This is a genomic window from Luteibacter sp. PvP120, from assembly GCF_054055715.1.
Window position 1 is genome coordinate 708,610 of record NZ_JBSRXP010000001.1, and the last position, 13,626, is coordinate 722,235.

General features: G+C 64.8%; 13 protein-coding genes and 3 tRNA genes. 6 read left to right on the forward strand and 10 right to left on the reverse strand.

All coding sequences use genetic code 11. The annotated features are described in order from the left end of the window. Positions 1–22 precede the first annotated feature (22 nt). From ACVKN3_RS02740 to ACVKN3_RS02755, 4 genes are all read right to left on the reverse strand, one after another. Positions 23–238, reverse strand: coding sequence for a SlyX family protein (locus ACVKN3_RS02740; RefSeq protein WP_036144230.1), 216 nt, complete (start codon positions 236–238; stop codon positions 23–25). After that, complete coding sequence (locus tag ACVKN3_RS02745; protein WP_354512610.1) at positions 231–1,580, reverse strand: UDP-glucose dehydrogenase family protein; 1,350 nt, start codon at positions 1,578–1,580, stop codon at positions 231–233. Before ACVKN3_RS02745 ends, ACVKN3_RS02740 begins: the two co-directional genes overlap by 8 nt. A 114-nt stretch (positions 1,581–1,694) precedes the next feature. Next, a complete protein-coding gene (locus ACVKN3_RS02750) occupies positions 1,695–2,471 on the reverse strand; it encodes an FKBP-type peptidyl-prolyl cis-trans isomerase (RefSeq protein WP_036140839.1) in 777 nt (258 codons plus the stop codon). 165 nt (positions 2,472–2,636) lie between these two features. After that, on the reverse strand, positions 2,637–4,397 hold the full coding sequence (locus ACVKN3_RS02755) for a cation:proton antiporter (protein ID WP_285401460.1): 1,761 nt from the start codon (positions 4,395–4,397) through the stop codon (positions 2,637–2,639). Positions 4,398–4,602: 205 nt separating this feature from the next. On the opposite strand from ACVKN3_RS02755, the gene ACVKN3_RS02760 reads away from it, so the two are divergent. From ACVKN3_RS02760 to ACVKN3_RS02770, 3 genes are all read left to right on the forward strand, one after another. After that, positions 4,603–4,678, forward strand: a tRNA-Ala gene (locus ACVKN3_RS02760). A gap of 11 nt (positions 4,679–4,689) precedes the next feature. Continuing rightward, positions 4,690–4,765, forward strand: a tRNA-Glu gene (locus ACVKN3_RS02765). A gap of 70 nt (positions 4,766–4,835) precedes the next feature. After that, positions 4,836–4,912, forward strand: a tRNA-Asp gene (locus ACVKN3_RS02770). Positions 4,913–5,170: 258 nt separating this feature from the next. On the opposite strand, the gene ACVKN3_RS02775 is transcribed toward ACVKN3_RS02770, so the two are convergent. Both ACVKN3_RS02775 and ppsR read right to left on the reverse strand, forming a co-directional pair. Then, positions 5,171–5,644, reverse strand: coding sequence for a DUF1249 domain-containing protein (locus ACVKN3_RS02775; RefSeq protein WP_285401459.1), 474 nt, complete (start codon positions 5,642–5,644; stop codon positions 5,171–5,173). Positions 5,645–5,676: 32 nt separating this feature from the next. Beyond that, complete coding sequence (gene ppsR / locus ACVKN3_RS02780) at positions 5,677–6,492, reverse strand: posphoenolpyruvate synthetase regulatory kinase/phosphorylase PpsR (protein WP_354512607.1); 816 nt, start codon at positions 6,490–6,492, stop codon at positions 5,677–5,679. A 181-nt stretch (positions 6,493–6,673) separates the two neighbouring features. Between ppsR and ppsA the strand changes: the two genes are divergently transcribed. After that, complete coding sequence (ppsA, locus tag ACVKN3_RS02785) at positions 6,674–9,046, forward strand: phosphoenolpyruvate synthase (RefSeq protein ID WP_354512605.1); 2,373 nt, start codon at positions 6,674–6,676, stop codon at positions 9,044–9,046. Between the two features lie 60 nt (positions 9,047–9,106). Here the strand turns inward: ppsA and ACVKN3_RS02790 are convergent, their stop codons facing one another. The 4 genes from ACVKN3_RS02790 to ACVKN3_RS02805 all read right to left on the reverse strand — a co-directional run bounded on the left by ACVKN3_RS02790 (position 9,107) and on the right by ACVKN3_RS02805 (position 12,121). Next, positions 9,107–9,877, reverse strand: coding sequence for a DeoR/GlpR family DNA-binding transcription regulator (locus ACVKN3_RS02790; protein WP_036140834.1), 771 nt, complete (start codon positions 9,875–9,877; stop codon positions 9,107–9,109). Continuing rightward, positions 9,874–10,494, reverse strand: a complete 621-nt coding sequence (locus tag ACVKN3_RS02795) for an HAD family hydrolase (RefSeq protein WP_354512603.1) — start codon at positions 10,492–10,494, stop codon at positions 9,874–9,876. The genes ACVKN3_RS02790 and ACVKN3_RS02795 overlap by 4 nt, the downstream gene beginning before the upstream one ends. 12 nt (positions 10,495–10,506) lie before the next feature. Further along, positions 10,507–11,628, reverse strand: a complete 1,122-nt coding sequence (locus ACVKN3_RS02800; RefSeq protein WP_354512601.1) for an MFS transporter — start codon at positions 11,626–11,628, stop codon at positions 10,507–10,509. Positions 11,629–11,704: 76 nt separating this feature from the next. Next, complete coding sequence (locus tag ACVKN3_RS02805) at positions 11,705–12,121, reverse strand: hypothetical protein (RefSeq protein WP_051938722.1); 417 nt, start codon at positions 12,119–12,121, stop codon at positions 11,705–11,707. A gap of 196 nt (positions 12,122–12,317) precedes the next feature. Here ACVKN3_RS02805 and lexA point away from each other — a divergent pair, with 196 nt between their 5' ends. Next, positions 12,318–12,944 (forward strand): transcriptional repressor LexA, encoded by a 627-nt coding sequence (gene lexA / locus ACVKN3_RS02810; protein ID WP_285401454.1) that lies wholly within the window; start codon positions 12,318–12,320, stop codon positions 12,942–12,944. A gap of 2 nt (positions 12,945–12,946) precedes the next feature. Then, complete coding sequence (gene imuA / locus ACVKN3_RS02815; RefSeq protein ID WP_036140830.1) at positions 12,947–13,576, forward strand: translesion DNA synthesis-associated protein ImuA; 630 nt, start codon at positions 12,947–12,949, stop codon at positions 13,574–13,576. The last annotated feature ends 50 nt before the right edge of the window (positions 13,577–13,626 follow it).

Consider the following 13,626-nt stretch of genomic DNA (forward strand, 5'->3'; position numbering starts at 1 on the left):
ATCGGTAAGACTCGTTCGGGTGTCAGTAATGCGGAGGCGGCGGTTCGTTCGCCGGGTCGCTGCCGATGCCGGCGCGCATGTTGATCAGGTCGGAACGCAGGTCACGCACGGCACGCTCCAGCCGGTCAAGGCGCCGCGCGATTTCCGTATCGGCCGACGACAGCCCGTTGACGGTGTCGTCGATGAAGGAAAGACGCACCTCGAGCTCGGTCAGGCGGTCGTCGACGGGTTCAGTCATGCGCATGTCCCGCCAGGCTACGGCCGCGGCCGATACCGTAATAGGCGATGCCGGCTTCCTCGACCTGCGCGGGGTCGTACAGGTTGCGCCCGTCGAAGATCACCGGCGTGCCCAGCATCGACTTGATCCGGGAGAAATCCGGGGCGCGGAAGGCCTTCCACTCGGTGACGATGACCAGCGCGTCCGCGCCCTGCAACGCATCGAAGGGCCGCTCCACGAGCACGAGGTCGTCGCGTTCGCCGTAGATGCGCCGTGTTTCGTCCGCGGCCTCCGGATCGAACGCACGTACGCTTGCACCGGCATCCCACAGCAATTCCATCAGGCGGCGGCTGGGTGCCTCGCGCATGTCGTCGGTATTGGGCTTGAAGGCCAGGCCCCAGACAGCGACGGTCAGGCCCGTGAGCTTGCCGTCGAAGTGCTTCGACAGCAGCGCGAACAGGCGCGACTTCTGCGCGTCGTTCACCGCCTCGACCGCATCGAGCAGGCGCGCGTCGTAGCCCACGCCGTGCGCCGTGCGCGCCAGCGCCTGCACGTCTTTCGGAAAACACGAGCCGCCGTAGCCCGCACCGGGATAGATGAAGTGATAGCCGATGCGCGGATCGGCGCCGATGCCCTGGCGAACCAGTTCGACATCGGCACCCACGTGCTCGGCGATGTTGGCGATTTCGTTCATGAAGCTGATCTTGGTGGCCAGCATCGCGTTGGCCGCGTACTTGGTCAGCTCGGCCGAGCGTTCGTCCATCACCACCATGCGGTCGTGGTTGCGGTTGAACGGCGCGTACAGCTTGCGCAGCACCGCGACGGCACGCTCACTGGACGCACCGACCACGATACGGTCCGGACGCATGCAGTCCTCGACCGCATCGCCTTCCTTGAGGAATTCGGGGTTGGACACGACGTCGAACGGCACGTCCACGCCGCGCGCCTGCAACCGCGCGGCGATCGCGGCACGCACGCGGTCCGCCGTGCCCACGGGCACCGTCGACTTGTTGACCACCACGGTGTAGCGGTCGATGTGGTCGCCGATGGTATTGGCCACGGCCACGACATATTTGAGATCGGCGCTGCCATCCTCGTCGGGGGGCGTGCCGACCGCGATGAAGACGACCTGGCCATGATCGATACCGGGCGCGGCGTCGGTGGTGAAATCCAGCCGGCCATCCGCGTGGTTGCGGATCACCATGGGTTCGAGGCCGGGCTCGTAGATCGGGATGTCGCCCGACTTCAGCCGCGCGACCTTGGTCGCATCCACGTCGACGCAGACGACATGGTTACCCATTTCCGCAAGGCAGGTGCCGGTGACGAGGCCGACGTAGCCGGTTCCGAAGATCGTGACTTTCATGCGACTCCCAGGGTGGCTCCGGCAAGCAATCTAACGGCCGATTGTAACGGGGGCGCACGAAAAAGGGCGCGGATTGCTCCGCGCCCTTTCTTTTTCACCGATGGAACCGGGGGCTTACTTGCCGCCCGGCGCCGGACCGGCGCCCGGACCCTGACCCGCGGGGGTCGGACCGGTCTTGAGCAGCTCGACGTCGAAGATGATGGTCGCATTCGGCGGGAAGCCGTTTTCCGGCTTGGCGCCGTAAGCGATATTCGACGGGATGAACAGCTTGTACTTGCCGCCGGTCTGCATCAGCTGCAGGCCTTCGCGGAAGCCCGGGATGACCGCGGCGAGCGGGATCTGGGCCGGACCGGCCGGCTGGTGATCGGCAGAGGAATCGAACTTCTCGCCGTTCACGAACGTGCCGGTGTAGTTGATGGTCACGGTGTCGTTCGGACCCGGACGCTGACCGGTGCCGGCCTGGACGACCTGGTACTGCAGGCCCGAGGCCGTGACCTTCACGCCGGAAGCCGACTTGTTCTTGGCCAGGAAAGCATCGCCCTCGGACTTGTTCTGGGCGGCGACCTTGTTGTACTCGGCCTCGGCCTTGACCTTCAGCTGGGACACGAAGGCTTCACGAACCGACTTGGCTTCCGCTTCCGACATGGTCGGCTTTTGGCCGGACAGGGCGGCCTGGAGTGCCTTGGCTACCGTGGCGGCATCCACTTCCTTCGCGACGAGCGGCGGCAGCGAGCTGGCAAGGTCCCAACCCACGACGTAGCTGGCCTTCTGCTTATCGACCGGTGCCCCGGAGGCAGCCGGCTTGGCGGCCTGGGCGGATGCGCCCGCAGCCGTACCCAGCGCAACCGCCAGGGCGACGGCCGTCATCGTGGGACGCAAAAAGTGCTTCATTGAATACTCCCTCTCTTGGAAAGATTCGGCGACGCCGCCGGTGTACACCTCCTTGTGGAGGCAGAATCGCCATTGTGCGGTGGTTCGCGTCCTGCTTGCAATGACGGGTCGAAAGACAAGGTTTCACATGGAAAGTTCAGAAACCTTTCAAAAATCGTGACCGGCTCATTCGTGAGGGTCCGCCCCGGGCTTGTCCAGGGTATCGCGCAGGGCGGCCTGGAGTCGGGCGTGCACCTGTACCAGCACCCGCCACATCAGCCAGGCCAGCCCGATCCCGACCAGGATCAGCAGGCCCGCCACCTCGCGCGGAGGCAGGATCGTGGACGCCAGCGCCGCCACCAGCAGTCCCATCACCAGCATCGCCATGAGGGGCACGATCCTCGCCAGCACGGCACGAATCCGGTAGGTGCCACTGCCGAAACGGTCCGGCACCGACAACTCCGCCAGCAGCATGCCCAGGGCTTCCGCTTTGCGGTAGGTGGCCACGATCATCGGCAGTGAGACCAGCGCGGCCATCGACCAGGCCAGGCTGCGCCGGACCGTCGCATCGCCGCTGAGGATGTCCAGGTGGAGGAACCCGCGGCGATACGCGAAGGCCGTGGCAATGAACACCGCCACCACCAGCGCCGTGTTGATGACCACGTGCCAGACGAGCCGGCGGATCATCTTCATCACGATGGCGCCCTGCCCCTGCAGCCCCAGGTTGCCCATCCATTCGGTATAGGCGCCGAACACGCCCGTCACGCGCACGGGCAAGACGCGGGAGAGGACGTTGGCCAGGGGGTCCGACGAGCGGATGAGATAGGGCGTGAGGAAGGTGGTGATGGCGGAGACCGCCACCGCCACGGGATAAAGGAAATTACTGGTGACCTTCAGGGTCAGGCCGAGCGAGGCGATGACGAAAGAGAATTCGCCGATCTGGGCCAGGCCCATGCCTACCCGCAACGAGGTGCGCCCGTCGTTGCCGGCCACGAAGCTGCCGAAACTGCACGTCACCACTTTGCCCACGACCACGGCGATGGTGACGATCGTGATCGGCCACGCATAGGCCGCCAGCAGGGCCGGATCGATCAGCATGCCGATGGCGACGAAGAAGATGGCGCTGAACATGTCGCGCACGGGCATGATGATCCGCTCGATGCGTGCCACGCTGTCCGACTCGGCCACGATGGCGCCGATCATGAAGGCACCCAGCGCCACGCTGTAGCCCATCTCGGTGACCAGCAGGCAGAAACCGAAGCAGATGCCCAGCACGGCCACCAGCAACACGTCGTTGCGACTGACGCGCGCGATGTAATCGACCACGCGCGGCACCAGCAGCAGGCCCACCACGAGCGATACGGCCATGAACAGGCCAAGCCGGCCGACCGCGGCGAACGCCTGCCCCGCCTCGACGCCGCCGGTGCTGGCGATACCGGTGAGCAACGCCATCAGCACGATGGCCAGCAGGTCTTCCACGATGAGGATGCCGAACATCAGCTGGGCGAAGCGCTCGCGCTTCAGGCCCAGGTCTTCCAGCGCCTTCATGATGATGGTGGTGGAGGAAATGGACAGCATCGCGCCGAGGAAAATCGAATCCATGGCCGACCAGCCGAAGAACCGGCCGATCTCGTAGCCGATCCATACCATCAGCACGATCTCGGAGAACGCGGCCACCAGCGCGGCACCGCCGACGGCGCGCAGCTTCTTCAGGCTGAACTCGAGCCCGAGCGCGAACAGCAGCAGGATCATGCCCAGTTCGGACAACGTACGGATGGTCTGCTCGTCGTGGATGAAGATGACCGGCAGCGTATGCGGACCGATCAGCAGGCCGGCGATGATGTATCCCAGCACCACCGGTTGGCGGAGGCGCTGGAAGATCACCGTGGTCAGCCCCGCGACGAGCATGACCGTGGCCAGGTCCTGGATGAAAACGATGCCGTGCATGCCTGTCCCTGTGATGTCGAACCTACAGGTTAACCCGTGCTTGCGCGACGCGACACGCGGCGAGCGAAACGACATGCGCTACGTGACACACGCAAGTGGCCGTCACGCCTCGTCATTCTCGTTTCGTGGAAAAAAAATTCAAAAAAAGTGTAACGAATGCTTGACGAACGGATGGGTCGGACGTAATCTTTGCGGCTTCCAGCAGGGGGCCATAGCTCAGCTGGGAGAGCGCCTGCATGGCATGCAGGAGGTCGCCGGTTCGATCCCGGCTGGCTCCACCAACTTCTAAGACGTCCCCATCGTCTAGAGGCCTAGGACATCACCCTTTCACGGTGGCGACCGGGGTTCGAATCCCCGTGGGGACGCCACTTTCTGGTCCGCCAGGAAGTGAATGGACGAGAAGTTGGTAGTTGTTGGAACGTGTTGGACGGTAAGTGTGGAGCGGTAGTTCAGTCGGTTAGAATGCTGGCCTGTCACGCCGGAGGTCGCGGGTTCGAGTCCCGTCCGCTCCGCCATTACTTCCAAAAGGAATCCGCCATCTGGCGGATTTTTTTTGCCTGGAATTTGGCCGGTCTCCCCATGTACCGGCATAGGCATGTAGGAGCGCACGCACGTGCGCGACATCTTTTCGCGACAATCGACGGTCTGGCGCGCCAGCTCCATCTATCGGCCTCAACACATGTCGCGCACATCGTGCGCTCCTACATGGGCGCTGGCGCGTTATGTCGGCATGCCAAGACACCGACATGTCGGCATGCCCAGGCCCCAGACCATCAGGGAACCGGGGTATCGATCCGCTGAAGCGTGCCGATCGAATGGCCCTGCTCGGCCAGGTACTCCAGCCAGCGGCTGAGGAAGCCGTTCATGCGCAGACGGTGCTGGAAGACCGAATGCGCAGGCGGAAACGGGCCCAGCACCTGCCACAGCTTGCGGCCCGGATGGCAATGCATGGCCTCGGCCACATGGGCATCGGTGTACATGCGCAGCTGTGCCGAGGGCGAGGGATGCCCGGTGGCCTCGTCGACGAAGTCGTAGGTGAGCTCGAGCTCGAGCGTGTACGGATGCTTTTCCTGGACGTCCAGCCGCACCATCAACCCATCATCCACGTCGGATACGTAACGCCCGGGCGCCAGCCGTTCCGGCGCGAACAGGCGCGCCAGCCGATGGTAGTTTTCCGCGTACAGGCCCATCAGGAACTCGAAGCGGCCCGGGATCAGCGCGGTGGGGCGTTCAATCACAGCGGTCATAAAGGATGGCGGTCTCCGTATCGTTTACTCGATCAGTACATGTGTCGTTCGATGCCGAGGTACTCGAAGATCTTGCTGGAAATCTCCTCGATCGATGTGTGCGTCGTGTTGAGGACGGGGATGTTTTCCCGCCGCATCAGCCGGTCGGCCTGTTCGAGTTCCCAGCGGCACTGCTTCAACGTGGCGTAGCGGCTGCCGGGGCGGCGCTGCTCCCGGATCTGCGCCAGGCGCACCGGATCGATGGTGAGCCCGAAGAGGCGGCTGCGATAGGGGCGGAGGCGGACCGGCAGTTCCAGCTTGTCCAGGTCGTCGTCCGTGAGCGGATAGTTGGCGGCGCAGACCCCGTAATGCAAGGCCATGTACAGGCAGGTGGGGGTTTTTCCCGAGCGGGACACCCCCACCAGCACCACGTCCGACTGGTTGTAGTCGACGTCCAGGCCGTCGTCATGGGCCAGGGCGTAGTTGGTCGCCTCGATGCGTGCCTCGTACCGCTCGAAATCCACCAGGCCGTGCGACCGGTTGACCGCGCCCGACTGCTTGGCGCCCAGTTCGGCCTCCAGCGGCTCGATGAACGGCGCGAAGACATCCAGCATCAGGGCGCCGCTGCCGGCGACGATGTCGCACAGGGCCCGGGAGGTCATCGTGTTGACCACGATGGGACGGTGCCCGTCCTGGGCGTACTTGGTCTTGATCCGCAGCGAGGCCGCCTCGGCCTTCTGCGCGTTGTCGATGAACGGCAGCCGGTGGGTATCGAACTGCACCCCGTCGAACTGGGCCAGCATGCTGTTGCCGATGGTCTCGGCGGTGATACCGGTGGAATCGGAAATGAAGAAGACGGTGCGCCGCATCGAACGGTTTCCTTGGCTGGTTCCCGGCCCTCACCTTAAGACCAATACGTCCTCATAACCATCCACCCCGCAGAATCACTGCGCGTTTGGTGCATCGCGGCTTGTAAGCCGACCATACCACCGCGACAATGCGCCGGTTTTCCAGCGCGGCCCGCCGCCCAACCGATGTGAGGAACTTCCTTTGAGCGACCTGGTACTTTGGCTCGACGCGCTACGCATGACCGACCTCGGCAAGGTGGGCGGCAAGAACGCCTCACTCGGCGAGATGATCGGCAACCTGGCGAAACTGGGCGTCTCGGTGCCCGGGGGCTTCGCCACCACGGCCGACGCCTTCCAGACGTACCTCGAGAAGAGCGGCCTCGCCACGCGCATCCAGCAGCGCCTGGCCAGCCTCGATGTGGACGACGTGGACGAGCTGACCCGGGGCGGCAAGGAGATCCGCGGCTGGATCGTCGACACTGCCCTGCCCGGCGACCTCGAGCAAGCCATCCGCGAGGCGTACATCACGCTGTGCAAGGACGCTGGCGCGGACGACATCGCCGTGGCCGTGCGCTCCTCGGCCACCGCCGAGGACCTGCCGGACGCGTCCTTCGCCGGCCAGCAGGAAACCTTCCTGAATGTCGTCGGCATCGACGACGTGCTGCACAAGGTGAAGGAAGTCTTCGCCTCGCTCTATAACGATCGCGCCATCGCCTACCGGGTCCATCAGGGCTTCAAGCACGAGGACGTCTTCCTCTCCGCCGGCGTGCAGCTGATGGTGCGCTCGGATGTCGGCGCTTCGGGCGTGCTGTTCACGCTGGACACCGAATCCGGTTTCCGCGACGTCGTCTTCGTCACCGGTTCCTACGGCCTGGGCGAGATGGTCGTGCAGGGTGCGGTCAACCCTGACGAGTTCTACGTCTTCAAGCCCACCCTGCGTGACGGCAAGCCGGCGGTGCTCCGCCGCAGCCTTGGCGCCAAGCAGCAGCGCATGGTCTATTCCGACCAGCCGGGCGAGCGCGTCCGCATCGAGGAGACGCCGGCCGAGCTACGCCACCGGTTCTGTCTCGTCGACAGCGATGTCGAGGAACTCTCCCGCCAGGCGCTGATCATCGAAAAGCACTACGACCGCCCGATGGACATCGAGTGGGCGAAGGACGGCAACACCGGCAAGCTTTATATCGTCCAGGCCCGCCCCGAGACGGTGAAGTCGCGCTCGCACGCCACCACGCTCGAGCGTTTCCAGCTCAACGAGAAGGGCAAGGTCCTCACCGAGGGTCGCGCCATCGGCCAGAAGATCGGCTCCGGCAAGGCGCGCGTGATCAAGTCGCTTTCCGACATGAACAAGGTACAGCCCGGCGACGTGCTGGTGGCCGACATGACCGACCCCGACTGGGAGCCGGTGATGAAGCGCGCCGCCGCCATCGTCACCAACCGAGGTGGCCGCACCTGCCACGCGGCGATCATCGCCCGTGAGCTCGGCGTGCCGGCCGTGGTCGGCTGCGGCAACGCGCTGGCCTCGATCCCCGACGGCGCCGAGGTCACCGTGTCCTGTGCCGAAGGCGACACCGGCACGATCTACGAAGGCCTGCTGAAGTTCGATCGCATCACCGCCGACCTGGGCGCCATGCCGGAAGCGCCCCTGAAGATCATGATGAACGTGGCCAACCCCGAGCGCGCCTTCGACTTCGGCATGCTGCCGAACGCAGGCATCGGCCTGGCCCGCCTGGAGATGATCATCGCCAGCCACATCGGCGTGCATCCCAGGGCGCTGCTGGAATACGACAAGCAGGATGCGGAGACGAAAGCACGGATCGATACGCGCATCGCCGGCTACAAGGATCCGGTCTCGTTCTATGTGGACCGCCTGGCCGAGGGCATCTCGACCATCGCCGCCTCGGTGTACCCGAAGCCGGTGATCGTGCGCCTGTCCGACTTCAAGTCGAACGAATACGCCGGTCTGCTCGGGGGCTCGCGCTATGAGCCGCACGAGGAAAACCCGATGATCGGGTACCGCGGCGCCAGCCGTTACGTCTCGCCGGATTTCGCCGAATCGTTCGCCCTGGAATGCAAGGCCGCCAAGTACGTACGGGAAACCATGGGCCTGACCAATGTATGGGTCATGATCCCGTTCGTGCGCACGCTGGACGAGGGCCGCAAGGTGATCGAGGTGCTGCGCAAGAACGGCCTCGTGCAGGGCGAGAACGACCTCAAGGTCATCATGATGTGCGAGGTGCCTTCCAACGCGCTGCTGGCGGACGAGTTCCTCGACATCTTCGACGGTTTCTCGATCGGTTCCAACGACCTGACCCAGCTGACCCTCGGCCTGGATCGCGACTCGAGCATCGTCGCCAACCTGTTCGACGAACGCGACCCGGCGGTGAAGAAGCTGCTGTCCATGGCGATCAAGACCGCGAAGGCCAAGGGCAAGTACATCGGCATCTGCGGCCAGGGCCCGTCGGACCATCCGGACCTTGCCGAATGGCTGATGGAACAGGGTATCGAATCGGTGTCGCTCAACCCGGACACCGTGGTCGACACGTGGCTGCGCCTGGCGAAGAAAAAGGCCGGCTGACCGACCTTCCGATGGGTATCGCAGAACGGCGCCCTCCAGGGCGCCGTTCTTTTTTCCAGGTCAGCAGTGCACGGTGACCCCGGCGTCGCGATACGTCGCCACCACCGTCGCCTCCGTATCGGCTGCCACCACCAGATGCGAGATGCCGGTGATGGGCACCGTGTGGTGCGTGGCCGAGGCCACCAGCTTGTCCGGCGTGGCGATCGCCACCGTCTCGCCGCTGGCTTCGATGATCGCCTGCTTGAACACCGTCTCTTCTTCGTCGTAGGTCCACAACCCCCGCTCGGGATCGATGGCGCAGACCCCCGGGAAACAGATGTCCGCGCGGATATCCTGCGCCTGGCGTACGGTACGCGAGCCGATCGCACCGCCGATGGAAGGATCGACCCGGCCACCCAGCAGGATCACCTCGAAACCGGGGCGACCCAGCACGGCAAGGGCGACATCGGGGGCGTTGGTCACGACGGTGAGGTCCCGGTGTTCGGGAAGCATCCTTGCCAGCACCGTATTGGTCGACCCCGCGTCGATGAAGAGGATCTGTCCGGTACCGACCAGGCCGACCGCGATACGGGCCAGTGCGTGCTTCAGTTCCGTGCGCTCGGCGTGACGCTCGCCCAGCGGCGGGATGTTCACCGCGAGCAACGCACCGCCATAGACCCGGCGACAAAGGCCTTGCGCTGCAAGATCGCGCAGGTCGCGGCGAATGGAGTCTTCGGACACCCGGAATTCCTGGGCCAGATCCGCGGCCACCACCCTGCCGTCGCGACGTAGCCGCTGCAGGATCAAGGGTTGCCGCTCACGTGGCAGCGTGGTGTCGGGCGATGCGCTCATGCCGCAAGGAAACCCAGGGCAATCAGTTCGTCACGCAGTTGCCTTGGCGTGTGGAAAGGGATGCCGTGGATACCCAATGCCTCGGCGGCGTCGACATTGGCCTTGTTGTCGTCGATGAACACGGCGCGCGCCGGGTCGATGTCGTAGCGTTCGAGGAGTGTCCGGTACAGCTTCGGGTCCGGCTTGATCGTGCCCTCTTCCCCCGAGACCACGATGCCGTCGAACAGGCGGAGGAAATCGAAGCGTTCCCGTGCGAAGGGGAAGGTTTCATGCGACCAGTTGGTCAGTCCGTACAACGGATGGCCGGCCTCCTTCAGTTCCCTGAGGATGTGCAGGCTGTCGTCGATCGCGCCCCCCAGGGTTTCTTCCCAGCGATGCTGGTAGGCGGCGATCAGGTCGGCCTTCGTCGGATGCTCCGATGTAAGCAGGCGAACGGCCTCGTCCCACGAACGGCCCGCATCCTGCTGCAGGTTCCATTCCGGTGTGGTCACCTCGGCGAGGAACGTCTCCATGCCCTCGACATCGTCACCGAACAGCTTGCGGTAGAGATAGCGGGGATTCCAGTCGATCAGCACGCCACCGAAATCGAAGATCACGACATCGCGTTTGTTATGCATGGAACACTCCTTTCAGCGGCGAACGATGGATGCGCAAAGGGATACCGCGACAAGCAGGGCGGCCACGCCCGCCAGGGCGATGGACAGGCTGCTGGCGTGGGCGACGAAACCGATGACGGCCGGCCCCGCGAGCATGCCCGCGTAGCCCAGTGAGGTGACGGTAGCGATGGCGATACCGGGTGAGGTGCTCACCTGGCGTCCCGCCGCGCTGAACAGCACGGGCACGATGTTGGACGCACCGATGCCCACCAGCACGAAACCGAGCAGTGCTATCGGGCCCCACGGCAGCAGCGTGGCGAGGAAGAAACCGGCGGCGGCGACCAGGCTGCCGACCCGCACGATGGTCGTGGCGCCCAGCGATGCCGTGATGCGGTCGCCGAGCAGGCGGCCCACGGCCATCGCCACGGAAAACGCCGCATAGCCCAGGCCGGCCGTGGCGGGATCGAAACCGCGCGAGAAGCGCAGGAACACGGCACTCCAGTCGAGCATGGCGCCCTCGGCCAGGAAGACGACCATGCACAGGAAACCCAGCAGGAACACCGCCCCGCCCGGCATGCGGAACCGCGCACGCGCCTCGCCCGAGCCGTCGTCGTGACGCACGAGGAAGTGTCGCCACTGGGTGCCGACGATCAGCAGCAGCAGCACCGAGACCGCGATGGCGCTACCGGTCAGCGGCGAGCCGAACCGGAGCAACGCCGCCATACCGGCGGAACCCGCCAGGCCGCCAACGCTGAATAGCCCGTGGAAGCCCGACATCATCGGCCGGCCCTGCTGTTTCTCGACATCCACCGCGTGCGCGTTCATGGCTACATCGACCACACCGAGCGATGCACCGAAGAACAGGAGTGCCGCACCCAGCCACCATGCATTCGGCGCAAGGGTGAGCAGGGGCAGCGCGAGGCAGACCAGCAAGCCGCTGACACCGATGACATCGCGGTGACCGAACCGGTGGGTGAAGAACCCCGCGAGGGGCATGGCCGCTGTGGCGCCGCAGCCCATGCAGAGCAAGACGAGACCGAGCGTGGCGTCGTCCAGGCCAAGGCGTTCCTTGGCATAGGGCACCATCGGGGCCCAACTGGCCATGCCGATGCCGGAAAGAAGAAAGATGAGCCGGGTGGCGCGGACGGGATTCATGCGTAGGCCGAAAGCAAGGAATACGCATCAATGTAATTAAACGTGCAAAAACGTGCAAGCCCGATGCGCGTTTCGGTCAGATCCAGTGAAACCCCTTGGCCATCAGGGCAGCCATGCCCAGGGCAAGACTGATCATCGCGCCAAATAGCACGCGAAAATCCATACGCGACTGGTCACGTAAATGGCTCATATCGTTACGCGACTGGTCACGTAAATGGCTCATATCGTTACGCGACTGGTCACGTAAATGGTTCATATCGTTGCGAAGGTCGCGGAAATCCGTACGGAGACCGTTGAGGTCTTCCCCGATGTGCTCGAGGGTGACTTCGACGCGCGCAAGGCGGGTGTCGAGTTGGGTCGTGGCGACTTCCAGTCGGCTGAGGCGATTTTCCATGGCGGGATACTCGGCTGTGATGTGCTCGCTTGCAAGTTGCGAAGGTTGGCAGGAGACGACAACCGTTTCGTTTCCGGCACCGGATCGATCCATGATCATGCTGTTCTCCCACGGGAATGAAGGGGCCGGGGCCTGCTGGCAGGATCCGAGGTGAGCATTCACCTTGGCTGCCAGAATCGACAGTCGCGCTTGCCCACCGCTTTCTGTAAGCCTGGACGACACGGCTACGTTTCCGGATTTTCTCAACGGGCCTACCCTCTTGCACCGGCGGCCCGACATCTGTACAAATGTACACATGTCGACACCTACCCTCACCGAGCGCCAGCAAAAGACCCTCGCCTTCCTGCAGGAATACCTGCAAACGCAGGGCCTGCCGCCCACATTGCGCGAGATCGCCGATGCCCTGGGCTTCCCCAGCCACAGCTCGGCGCAGGCCTGCGTGGAGTCGCTGGTCCGCAAGGGTGTCCTCGAGCGCTCCCCCCAGCACAGGGGCCTGCGCCTGTCGGCGGGTAACGCGGCCCTCATGCGGGCCGCCGCAGCCAACGATCTTCCGCTGATCGGCCGCGTGGCCGCGGGCTCGCCGATCCTGGCGGAAGAAAACATCGAAGCGCAGCTCGAGGTGGACCCTGCCCTGTTCCGGCCACGCGCGGACTACCTGCTGCGCGTCGTCGGCCTGAGCATGCGCGATGCCGGCATCCTCGATGGCGACCTGCTGGCCGTGCACAAGACGGCCACCGCCACCGACGGGCAGATCGTGGTGGCCCGGCTCGACGACGAAGTCACCGTCAAGCGCCTCCGGCACGAACGCGGCCGCCTCCTTCTTCTGCCTGAAAACCCCGACTTCCAGCCCATCGAAGTCGATCCCCGTCGCCACGCGTTCGCCATCGAAGGGCGTTACGTCGGCATCATCCGCAGGACCTGACCATGAATGCCATCGCTGCCCCGACCCTCGCCCAGGTGCTCGACCATCCCGGTATCTGGCGCCGTTCCGCCGATCGTCAGCCGCGCACGCGCGCGCTTTCCACGGGCTGGACGTCCCTGGACGCAAAGTTGCCTGGCGGGGGATGGCCGCAGGGTGCGCTCAGTGAAATCCTGTTCGAACACGATGGCCTGGGCGAACTGGATCTTGTGATGCCCGCGCTGGCCGCGCTCACGCAGGAACACCGCCGCGTGATCTTCGTCGCTCCTCCTTATCTGCCTTATGCGCCAGCGCTCGCGGCCGCCGGGGTCGATCTGCGCTTCCTGCATGAAATCCATGCCGGCACGACCGAGGCGGCCTGGAGCATGGAGCAATGCCTGCGCTCCGGCTGCTGCGGCGCCGTGGTCGGCTGGCTGCCGGATATCGACTATCGCAGCCTTCGTCGCCTGCAGCTGGCCGCGGAAAGTGGCGACGCCTGCGCCATGATCTTCCGTCCCGCCGCGCATGCCGCGCAGAACAGCCCTGCGGCACTCCGTCTCAAGGTCAGCAACAGCGACGAGGCCACCTATGTGGATGTCCTCAAGTCGCGCGGACTGCTGACCACCACCGCTCCGCTGCTGCGCATGCGGGCCTGATGAACCTCGTCATGACGACGTGTTCCACCCGCCGTCGTGACGAACGCTTC

Coding starts and splice junctions, on each gene's coding strand:
- ACVKN3_RS02740 (WP_036144230.1), bottom strand. CDS start 238: ATGACTGAACCCGTCGACGACCGCCTGACCGAGCTCGAGGTGCGTCTT.
- ACVKN3_RS02745 (WP_354512610.1), bottom strand. CDS start 1,580: ATGAAAGTCACGATCTTCGGAACCGGCTACGTCGGCCTCGTCACCGGC.
- ACVKN3_RS02750 (WP_036140839.1), bottom strand. CDS start 2,471: ATGAAGCACTTTTTGCGTCCCACGATGACGGCCGTCGCCCTGGCGGTT.
- ACVKN3_RS02755 (WP_285401460.1), bottom strand. CDS start 4,397: ATGCACGGCATCGTTTTCATCCAGGACCTGGCCACGGTCATGCTCGTC.
- ACVKN3_RS02775 (WP_285401459.1), bottom strand. CDS start 5,644: ATGACCGCTGTGATTGAACGCCCCACCGCGCTGATCCCGGGCCGCTTC.
- ppsR (WP_354512607.1), bottom strand. CDS start 6,492: ATGCGGCGCACCGTCTTCTTCATTTCCGATTCCACCGGTATCACCGCC.
- ACVKN3_RS02790 (WP_036140834.1), bottom strand. CDS start 9,877: ATGAGCGCATCGCCCGACACCACGCTGCCACGTGAGCGGCAACCCTTG.
- ACVKN3_RS02795 (WP_354512603.1), bottom strand. CDS start 10,494: ATGCATAACAAACGCGATGTCGTGATCTTCGATTTCGGTGGCGTGCTG.
- ACVKN3_RS02800 (WP_354512601.1), bottom strand. CDS start 11,628: ATGAATCCCGTCCGCGCCACCCGGCTCATCTTTCTTCTTTCCGGCATC.
- ACVKN3_RS02805 (WP_051938722.1), bottom strand. CDS start 12,121: ATGATCATGGATCGATCCGGTGCCGGAAACGAAACGGTTGTCGTCTCC.
- lexA (WP_285401454.1), top strand. CDS start 12,318: ATGTCGACACCTACCCTCACCGAGCGCCAGCAAAAGACCCTCGCCTTC.
- imuA (WP_036140830.1), top strand. CDS start 12,947: ATGAATGCCATCGCTGCCCCGACCCTCGCCCAGGTGCTCGACCATCCC.